The 9,943-nt window shown below is 58.3% G+C and carries 8 protein-coding genes; 6 read left to right on the top strand and 2 right to left on the bottom strand.

Translation table 11 applies throughout. The features are described from left to right. Positions 1 to 64: 64 nt before the first annotated feature. Both BSU04_RS23700 and parA read right to left on the bottom strand, forming a co-directional pair. The gene (locus tag BSU04_RS23700) at positions 65 to 1,129 is read right to left on the bottom strand and encodes a ParB/RepB/Spo0J family partition protein (protein WP_089162861.1); all 1,065 of its coding nucleotides are present in this window, start codon (positions 1,127 to 1,129) and stop codon (positions 65 to 67) included. Between the two features lie 23 nt (positions 1,130 to 1,152). Further along, a complete protein-coding gene (parA, locus tag BSU04_RS23705) occupies positions 1,153 to 1,815 on the bottom strand; it encodes a ParA family partition ATPase (protein WP_062085299.1) in 663 nt (220 codons plus the stop codon). 1,128 nt (positions 1,816 to 2,943) lie between these two features. On the opposite strand from parA, the gene BSU04_RS23710 reads away from it, so the two are divergent. The 6 genes from BSU04_RS23710 to BSU04_RS23735 all read left to right on the top strand — a co-directional run bounded on the left by BSU04_RS23710 (position 2,944) and on the right by BSU04_RS23735 (position 9,459). Continuing rightward, entirely contained in the window at positions 2,944 to 4,329 is a 1,386-nt protein-coding gene (locus tag BSU04_RS23710; RefSeq protein WP_089162862.1) for a GntT/GntP/DsdX family permease, read from the top strand. Between the two features lie 66 nt (positions 4,330 to 4,395). Continuing rightward, entirely contained in the window at positions 4,396 to 4,686 is a 291-nt protein-coding gene (locus BSU04_RS23715) for a DUF1272 domain-containing protein (RefSeq protein WP_089162863.1), read from the top strand. Between the two features lie 187 nt (positions 4,687 to 4,873). Beyond that, positions 4,874 to 5,413 carry a formaldehyde-activating enzyme gene (gene fae, locus BSU04_RS23720; RefSeq protein ID WP_089162864.1) on the top strand — a complete coding sequence of 180 codons (540 nt, stop codon included), beginning with the start codon at positions 4,874 to 4,876 and terminating at the stop codon, positions 5,411 to 5,413. Between the two features lie 60 nt (positions 5,414 to 5,473). Then, positions 5,474 to 6,511: an aldo/keto reductase gene (locus tag BSU04_RS23725; protein ID WP_089162865.1), complete on the top strand. Its 1,038-nt coding sequence runs from the start codon at positions 5,474 to 5,476 to the stop codon at positions 6,509 to 6,511. Next, positions 6,508 to 7,953, top strand: a complete 1,446-nt coding sequence (locus BSU04_RS23730; RefSeq protein WP_089162866.1) for an NAD-dependent succinate-semialdehyde dehydrogenase — start codon at positions 6,508 to 6,510, stop codon at positions 7,951 to 7,953. Before BSU04_RS23725 ends, BSU04_RS23730 begins: the two co-directional genes overlap by 4 nt. 96 nt (positions 7,954 to 8,049) lie before the next feature. Further along, the gene (locus BSU04_RS23735; RefSeq protein WP_089162867.1) at positions 8,050 to 9,459 is read left to right on the top strand and encodes an MFS transporter; all 1,410 of its coding nucleotides are present in this window, start codon (positions 8,050 to 8,052) and stop codon (positions 9,457 to 9,459) included. The last annotated feature ends 484 nt before the right edge of the window (positions 9,460 to 9,943 follow it).

A 9,943-nucleotide genomic window follows, 5' to 3' on the forward strand; every position in this document is an offset into this window, starting at 1 on the left:
AAGGCGTGCTTGCCCCGCCTTCCTCCCTCTATTCGTTTTGTCGTCTGCCGCTGCTCCGGTTGCTTCATCGTTTTACCGTATCGGCCTGCAGCATCTTCTCTATCTGTTGAAGAATTTCGTCGCGTTTGTCTTTCGACAAACCACGCAAGCGCAACTCAAGCCTGTCGTCTCCGTAAGTCTTGAGATCGCCTACTGCAAGCCCGTCCATCTTGATTTCTAACCGCTGCGCATAGCGTTGACGGCCTGCGGGTTTCGGCGTTTCTTGTGCGCTTGCACGGCCTTTCACAATATCGGCGACTTGGCGGGTGCTCAGATCATCCGATGCAATTTTGTTGATCAACCGCAGCGTGGCATCTGCGCCGCGCGCCGTATGAAAGCGTGAGACCTGATAACCCATGTTTGAACCAAATCGATCCGGCCGGGCGACCATTTCATGCATCACGTTCTCGGGTAGCTTCGCGATAGCCAAAGCAACGGCGATCGTGGATTCGTCGAGGCCCAGGTGATCGGCGAGTTCCCGCTGGCTTTGAAAGTGCTTTTCATCGAGGAAACGCTTCCAGACGATGGCGTTATCGAAAACAGTTTGCGAGTCCCGTTGTACGTTTAGGTCGTATCCCAGCTTGTAGCTTTCGATGCCAATGGGAAGGTCAATGACAATCGCCTTAACGGTTTCCTTGTTGGCTTCCTTCAACGCCCGCACTCGCCGGCCGCCGTCGCTAACAAAGAAAGTACCCGGGTTTTCGTGATCGGGAATTACGTGAATCGCTTGCTGCTGGCCCTGCTTCGCCAGATTGACGGCCAATTCTGCGATGGACGCCTTCAAATAAAAATGCCTGGGATTGAAGGGACTCGGCTTGATGGCCTTAAGCGGCAACTCAATGACCTGGCCCTGTACGTATCTGTTTTTCCGGCGCCACGCCTTGAAGTTTTCCGATTCCTGCGCCGCTGGGTCATCGTGAAACTCGTCTTCGGTGTAGGCGCTGGAGCGACCGGTGACTTGCTTATCATTCCCCGCCTCTTGATTGACGATTTCGTCGATTGCATTGATGCGATCAAGGGCGGTGCGCTTTTCGCTGCTGGTGGTATCTGGCCGGGCTTTAAAGCCTTTTGCGAACTGGGTAGGTTTCATTAGGATCCTTTATGCGCATAAAGTCAGGGAAGCATGGCGAGAACTTCGTCTGCACACGCACGTATTTCAATGGCCGCCAGCCGCGCCCCGCGGTCGCTCATCTGAAGTACGGTCTGGCCTAACGCCATCGCCTGCTTGTAGCACTCTCGAGTTGGAATCTGGGTTTTCAGCAAAGGGAAACCCAACTCTTCCAGCGCTCGCTTCAGTTCGCGGGTCAGCATGCGTTTCTCCTCGGTTTTGTTGAGCAGAAACACCGCGCGCAGATCTTCATTCATGACCTGTGCTTGCTGAATGAGTTTGACGAGGCCCACGCTGGACCAGTAGTCGGCAGGTGACGACGATGTCGGGACAATGGCAACCGTCGCAGCGAGAAGGACGACGCCCGATACCTTTTCCGTAATTGAGGGCGGGCAGTCGACGACGATGATGTCGTAGTCATTGACGAATTTCTTGATCTCTCGATGAATCTGGGCCCCTGCTTCGGACAGGTTCACGATAGGGAAAGGGATGCCGCTGGCCTCGTCGGCCGCAGCGCTAGCCCAGTGGACCAGGGTATTTTGCCCGTCCGCGTCAACGACGAGCACTCGCTTTCCTTTCTCGTGAAACGCCGCGCCAAGATGCATTGCTATCGTGCTTTTCCCCACTCCGCCCTTCTGCTGCGTGATCGCAATGATTTCAGCTGCCACGTTTTGCTCCCAAATTTAGCTTTTCGAATTTTACATTGAAAACTCAATTTTTGTAGCGATAACTCGTCGAGTTGGCTGTTTGGCCGGTTTTCTGTGGGATTTATGCGCATAAAGTCCGGCGCGTTGGAGCAACTCAACAGCGCGGCGATGCCGTTGTCTCACATTGAATGCTACGGATCGTTTCGCGAAGGGGTTGCGTGTGTGATGCTGGTTTCTCACGCTGGAGTCTCACTTTTGATGCTTGGTCTGTACGCTAGTGAGTCGATGCATCGCTAAGCAAAAAGCGACAGCGAGTCGGGCGCGAGCCAGGAAATCCGTCCAGGAGGCGGAGCTTTATGCGCATAAAGTCGGCATTGCGCGTGGTGGTTTTTGAAGGCTGCTAGGGGCGAGAAGGTGCCAGCCTCGTCGACAGGGACGAAGCTTGATCAGTCGGTCCGCGCGGCGTCCTTGTGTGCGCAGTTCTAGGTGTCCTGTCACGTTTGAGATGTCGCGAATGATGTACAAGCCTGAACCTTATCTACAAGTGCCTGTTTGGCACCCTTCCCAAAACCATGCAAATTCGCCATCGAGCACCTCCGCTTGTTGAAATCGTATCTCTCTGGCCAAGTCGCTGCGGTCGTGAAGCAGAGCACAGCCGCTGCTTTTTACTTAAAATTATACTAATTATAATTATTCAACATAATAGACTTCAGCCAACGCCGGCTTATCTTGGACGCTAGTCTGATGAAGCTTTTAATCAAGCACGGACTTCAGGACGCAGAGATCGCACAAATGATTGAACCGGGAGCACGGTGAGTCCCAATCCCATCAACGTGTTGAAGTCATAAACCGCGAACTTGCATCAGCCCGAACCCGCCAAGGAACGAGATCAATTCGACTACCTCCAAATAAACGCGATCCGCACCACCTAAAAATCCCCTTCAAACCCCTACGGTCTGAAAGTATCCAAAGTATTTTGTAAGTATCCACTCGTAAAATCCGGCGACCGTGCGATGCCTGCGACTTCAATGCCCGTGACTTACTATGACCAGCCGTCGCGGACAAACCAGCAAACGGACAAACCAGCAAACGGACAAACCAGCAAACGGACAAACCAGTCATCCCTTCCACTTAGCCAAGGGCATTTCAGTGCATCTGACCTCGACTCTCGCCGCGTGGTCCGCCCACGACACGCGTCTTCTCATCGCCTGCGCGCTCGGCCTGGCGTCAATCATCGTTTTCATCAGCGCGCTGAAACTTGCGCCGTTTCTCTCAATCCTCGTCGGCACTTTTGTCGCGGGGTTCACGGCGAGCTTGCCGCTGGAAGCGGTCGCGAGCGCGTTCAGCAAAGGGGCGGGCGGAATCCTGGGGGATGTCGGCATCATCATCGCGCTCGGGGCCATGCTCGGCGCGCTGATGGCGGAGTCGGGCGCGGCCGACCGGCTGGTCTCCACCATCCTCGATCACTCCACGCCGCGCACGTTGCCGTGGCTGATGGCGCTGGTGGCCATCATCATCGGCTTGCCGCTGTTCTTCGAGGTGGGTCTCGTCATGATGGTGCCGATCATCTTCGTGATGGCGCGCCGCTCGAAGCAGCCGATCCTGCGTATCGCGATCCCCGCGCTTGCCGGGATGACGACGCTGCACGCGCTGCTGCCACCGCATCCGGGTCCGCTGATCGCCGTGAGTGCGCTGCACGCGGACCTCGGGATCACCATGGGGCTGGGTTTTATCATCGCGATTCCCGCTGTGATTCTCGCCGGGCCGGTCTACGGCATGTGGCTGTCGCGCCGCATGCACGTGGAGGAGCCGGAGGAGATGGGCAAGCTGTTCTCATCGAAAGTCGATGAGAACGGAGCGCTCGACGCGCCGAGCTTCGGCATTTCGCTGCTGACCATTCTTCTGCCTGTCATCCTGATGCTTGGCCGAACGGTGGCGAAACTGGCGATTCAGCCCGAAAGCCTTCTCTTCGATACCCTCAATTTTCTCGGTGAGCCACTTATCGCCCTGGGACTCACCGTTCTTTTCGCGATCGTTGCGCTGGGCTGGTCGCGCGGCATGCCGCGTGAGCGCGTGAGCGGCATCCTGCGCAAAAGCCTGCCGCCGATCTGCGCTTTGCTGCTGACCATCGGCGCGGGGGGCGGTCTCAAGCAGACGCTCGTCGTCGCCGGCATCAGCACGACGATCGGCAAGATCGCCATCGGCTCGCACATGCCGCTGATCCTGCTGGCCTGGCTGATCGCAGTGGCCTTGCGCCAGGCGACCGGCTCGGCGACCGTTGCCACCACGACCACCGCGGGGATCATCGCCCCGGTCGTGGCGGGCTTGAGCGCGACCCACAACTCGCTGCTGGCGCTGGCTATCGGCGCCGGTTCGGTGTTCTTCTGCCACGTCAACGACGCCGGTTTCTGGATGATCCGCGAGTATTTCGGCTTGCAGTTGAAGCAGACCGTCTATGTCTGGTCGGTGCTGCAAACCATCGTCTCGGTAGTCGGGCTCGCTTTGACGCTGGTCATGTGGGGCGTGCTGACGTAAATCGTGGGGAGATTGGCAAGGCAAGCGGGCACTCCAACCCTAAAATGCAAGAAGGAGATATCGATCATGCTTGCCTTGCGCCCCTCATGTGAATGCTGTGGAAAATCTCTGCCGCCGGACGCGCGCGACGCGATGATCTGCAGCTTCGAATGCACGTTCTGCGAAGCCTGCGTAATGTCCCGGCTCAGTAACGTGTGCCCCAATTGCGGCGGCGGCTTCCAGCTCCGCCCGATCCGGCCGAAAGCGATGCTCGAGCGCCGGCCGGCCTCGACCGACGTACACCCGGCCGGCGTGAACGAGCAAGAGCATCGTGCATTCTTCAATCGCTACGGTGCGATTCCGCCTTCCGAACGATAAACGCAAGCAGGCCTGAAGGCCGTCAGCTGATGACGTCGCAATCGTCGCAACCGTCGCATTCCCCTGCCTCAGGGCATTCCCTGATCTGAGCGGCGCTCATACCGGTGCGCACGAATCGTCGATTCCTCCTCATCGACATGCGCTCGCACAATCTGTTCATCGATCCACTCCATGAACGGAAGCCAGCATGCCAACACCCCAAACCGGCCGGACCCTCCATATTGGCGAGGGCTTTGAAGGCCCGGGCGTCAATCTCGCTCACATCAACGTGCTCGTCGGCCCGCGCAACGGCCCGGCGGGCCAAGCGTTCGCCACCGCACTTGCCACGCCTTCGGCCGGCCACGCGCCTTTTGTCGTTATTGCACAACCTGGCGTGCCGACCAAACCGCTCACGCTGTATGTCAACAAGGCTCCTATAGCTGGTGAATTTCACGGCAACGCAACTTGGGGGGCATCGCAGGCGGGCATTGCGAAAGCCGTCGCCGAATCGCTCGAAGACGGAACGTTGCCACCGGAAGCAGAAAACGATTGGGTGGTGGTAACCGCCAACTGGGTGAACCCGTCTACCGACGATCTGGACGCGGTCTTTCGCAACAACTATCGCGCGGCGAAAAACGCTATCAAAGCCGCCATGCTCGGCTTGCCGTCGAAGGAAGACGTGTTCGCCGCCGCGCGCGAAGTATCGAATCCCTTCTACACCCCCAGTTTGCCGCAGGCATCCCTCTAAAAATCAGCGCGCCGGTGCCGTACTCGGCAACCGTCGCCATGCGTCATGGAGAACCAAAGAATGGAATTCGTCCGTCTGGGCCAGTCAGGCCTGAAAGTATCGCGCCTGTGTCTCGGCACCATGAATATGGGCACCCCGCAATGGAAGCCGTGGATTTTTGACGAACAAAGAAGTGAACCCATCGTCCGCCACGCGCTGGAGGCGGGGGTGAACTTCATCGACCTGGCGGATTTTTATTCGGCAGGCGTCGGAGAAGAAGTCGTCGGCCGCATTCTCGGACGTCTTGCGCGGCGTGAGGAAATCGTGGTGACGACCAAGGTCGGCTATGACATGGGCTCGTATCAGAACGCTGGCGGTCATTCGCGCAAGCATGTGCTTGACGGCATCGATGCATCGTTGCGGAGGCTGGGCATGGACTATGTCGACATCTACATGCTGCATTACTTTGATACCACCACGCCCGTCGAGGAAACGATGGGTGCGCTCAATGACATCGTCCGTTCGGGCAAGGCGCGTTATATCGGGGTTTCGACCATGTACACGTGGCAACTGGCGAAGATTGTCCAGACCTGCGAGCGGCATGGCTGGCACAAGCCTGTCAACATGCAGTTGCAGTTGAATCTCGCATACCGCGAGGAAGAGCGCGAAATGATGCCGTATTGCGCCGACCAGGGATTGGGCGTGTCCGTCTTTAGCCCACTGGCGCGCGGTCTCCTGACGTGCGACCCCGCGTCCACGCGTAACCAGACCGACTTCTTTACGTCGCAAATGTACGGCGACGCAGCGTCGCGGGAGATTGCGGCATCGGTGGCGCGCGTGGCGAAGCGGCGTGGCGTGAGCGCGGCGCAAATCGCGCAGGCGTGGGTGCTCCAGCGCGATGGCGTCGCCAGCATGCTGGTCGGTGCGGATTCACCTGCCCAGTTCGATAGCGCGCTTAGCGCGCTCGGCTCCCGCCTGGACGCGGACGAACTGTACGAACTCGATCGCAATTACACGCCGTGCGATGTCATCAATGACTACACGGCCGGGCGTCGTACCGCGCGCGAATCTCGCGCGCCACAAGGTGACTTTGTTCAACCGATGAAGGACGCCGCATGAATCTGCTTCGCAAAGAGCATTACATCAATGGCGCCTGGCACAAAAGCGCCGAGACTTACGCCGTCTGCAATCCGGCTACGGGAGAAATGATCGCAGATGTCGCGAAGGCCGGCGCAGAGGAAACGCACCAAGCCATTCACGCTGCGGAGATCGCGTTTCCCGGTTGGCGCGCACTCACCGCCAAAGAGCGTGGGGCGAGGGTCAGGCGCTGGGGCGAACTAATGCTTGAGCATCGCGATGCGCTCGCTGAACTGCTGACGCGTGAGCAGGGCAAGCCGCTCGCGGAAGCAAAAGGCGAAGTGGCCTATGCCGCAAGCTTCCTCGAATGGTTCGCCGAAGAAGCGAAACGCAGCTACGGAGATGTGATCCCCAGCCCGAAGCCCGGCTCGAAGATCATCGTGACGCGCGAGCCCGTCGGCGTGGTCGCAGCCATCACGCCCTGGAACTTCCCGCTTGCCATGATCACGCGCAAAGCCGGCCCTGCATTGGCGGTTGGTTGCACGATGGTGCTGAAGCCCTCCGAGGAAACCCCGTTGAGCGCGTTGGCACTCGCTGTGCTGGCCGCAGAAGCGGGCATCCCGGCGGGCGTGTTCAACGTGGTATCCGGAGATGCTGTTGCGATTGGCGCGACGTTGACCGCATCGCCCGTGGTGCGCAAGTTGTCTTTCACCGGATCAACGCGCGTGGGCAAGCTGCTCGCCGCGCAATCCGCGGACACGTTGAAGAAACTCTCGCTGGAACTTGGTGGCAACGCGCCGTTCATTGTGTTCGACGACGCTGATCTCGACGCTGCAGTGCAAGGCGCGATGGCATCGAAGTTTCGCAACACGGGCCAGACCTGTGTATGCGTGAATCGATTTTTCGTGCAGGCGGGCGTGTATGCCGAATTCACACAGCGCTTGACCGACGCAGTAAGCAAGCTTCGCGTAGGGGACGCGCTCCAGCAGGAGGTCGACCAGGGGCCGCTCATCAACGAGGACGCGTTCAGGAAAGTTGGCGATCACGTCGCAGACGCACTGAGCAAGGGCGCGTCCGCACTAATCGGTGGGCATCCTCATGCGTTGGGCGGGACGTTCTACGAACCAACGGTACTCGCTCATGCGAACCGCACCATGTCGATCGCGCACGAAGAAACGTTCGGACCGGTGGCGGCCTGCTTTTGCTTCGAAACTGAGGCCGAAGCGATCGCGCTTGCCAACGGCACCCCGTTCGGACTCGCCGCCTATTTCTATACGCGTGACCTGGGGCGCGCGTGGCGGGTAGCTGACGCGCTTGAGACGGGCATGGTAGGTATCAACGAAGGAATCATATCGACGGAGGTGGCGCCGTTTGGCGGGGTCAAGCAATCAGGTCTTGGCCGCGAGGGATCGAAGTATGGCCTCGATGAATACCTGGAAATGAAATACATGATGATCAGCGGCCTGATGGGCATTGGTCGCTGAATGGCGAAAGATGCTGGCCGTGCGCAGCAAGCAGCGCTGCCGCCCGCACATAGCCGGCGTTAGCGCAATCGAAGAACATATGGGTAAGGAGACGCAGTGAGTCATCAGGACACGTCAAGCAGTGCATTCCCGATCAGTCCGCCGCCTCATGCGGCCACAACGCCTGTTCGTGCGCCGGCGCCGCAGACGCCGAAGCCGGTTTTACTCGACGACATTCCATTAAACCGATTTCACATAAAAATTGCAGGCCTGACATTTGGCGCCCACTTCACCGAAGGTTATGCGCTCGGCACGGTGGGATACGCGCTCGCATCGATGAACCGCCAGATGCCGCTCGATTCATTCTGGATGGGTGCAATTGGCAGTTCCGCTTTAATCGGAATTTTCCTCGGCAGCCTCGTATTTGGCCGATTGTCGGATCGATTGGGCCGCCAGCGCATCTTTCTTAGCAGCTTCGTCATCATCACAGTAGCGGCGTTCCTGCAATTCTTCGCTACCTCACCTACGGAGTTGTTCGCGTTGCGGGTATTGATTGGCTTCGGCATGGGCGGCGACTTCACGGTTGGGCATGCCATCCTCGCCGAGTTTTCGCCGCGAAAGCATCGTGGCGCGCTTCTGGGTTCCTTCAGCGTGGTGTGGACTATCGGTTACGTCGTAGCGAACGTGCTCGGCATGTCGTACGGACATGCAGGACCCGACGCCTGGCGCTGGCTTCTCGCGTCTGCAAGTCTTCCAGCGCTTATTGTGCTGGTATTGCGTATTGGCACGCCGGAATCGCCCCGTTGGCTGCTGGGCAAAGGTCGCCTCAAGGAGGCGAATGACATTGTGCTTAAGCATTTCGGGCCAGGCGTAACGCTTGACGCGGAAGATGCAATGGCCAGTGTCGCGACGAAACAGGGTTATGCACGTCTGTTTCAAGCCGACCTGATCCGGAGGACCCTCTTTAATTGCGGGTTCTTCGTGTGCCTGGTGATTCCCTACTTCGCTATCTACACTTTCCTGCCCGGCATCCTGAAGGTAATCGGCCTGAGCAACGGTTTCGGTGCGGATCTGCTGCTGAATGCGGTGCTGGTGATTGGCGCTGTGCTGGGAATTTGGCTGACCATCAAGCTGCCGCGCCGACACTTCCTGATCGGATCGTTCGCAGTCACTTGCGCAATGCTGGTAACCATGAGCTTGCTGCCATCGTCCGCAACGCTCGCCATGATTGTTGCGTTCGCTGTCTTTACCTTGACCATGTCGGCATTCAGCAATCTCGTTGGTGTCTTCCCTCCAGAATGCTTTCCGACAGAAGTTCGCGCGTCGGGTGTTGGGCTAGCCATTGCATGCAGTCGGCTTGGTTCGGCGATTGGTACGTTCCTCTTGCCCGTTGGTATCGCGGAGATTGGGTTCCATTACACAATGATGGTGCTGGCCGCCGTGCTGCTGATTGGCATGATCGTATCGATGGCCTGGGCGCCCGAGACGCGTAATCTCACTTTGCGCGCCGCAAGCGGTGCCTCATAACCGGAACGGTCCCTGCACAAACCACCGCTCCCGAAAACCCTCACCCATCTGAACCCATCTAAAAGCCCAAAGGCGTCCGCATCGCGGACGCCTTTGGGCTTTTAGGCGTCCATGACCGCGCCCATCCCACCCACACGCACCATTTCGCTCTTAGGAACTCTCAATTTTGTCCTAATTCTTTAAGAGAGTTCCGAGGGTCATCCGAGGTACCCGGTCTTAATATTCATTCACTCGCAGACGAACCGGTTCATCGCCTCCCACACGAATCCAGACGATGAAAAAAACAGGTGGCTCGCACTGCGCGCTCAGCATGACAGGACGAAGTAGTCCTAAGCGCTGTAAGTGTCTACAAACCCGCATTCATTTCTCTACTGGAAACGTTCATGAAATCATTTCTCTCCACCCTCGCTGCTGCTGCAACCCTGGCCACGATGGCACTCGCTTCGAGCGGCGCAAGCGCTGCTGACGGCACGATCACCTTCAC

Source organism: Caballeronia sordidicola, from assembly GCF_002220365.1.
Lineage (GTDB): Bacteria > Pseudomonadota > Gammaproteobacteria > Burkholderiales > Burkholderiaceae > Caballeronia > Caballeronia sordidicola_C.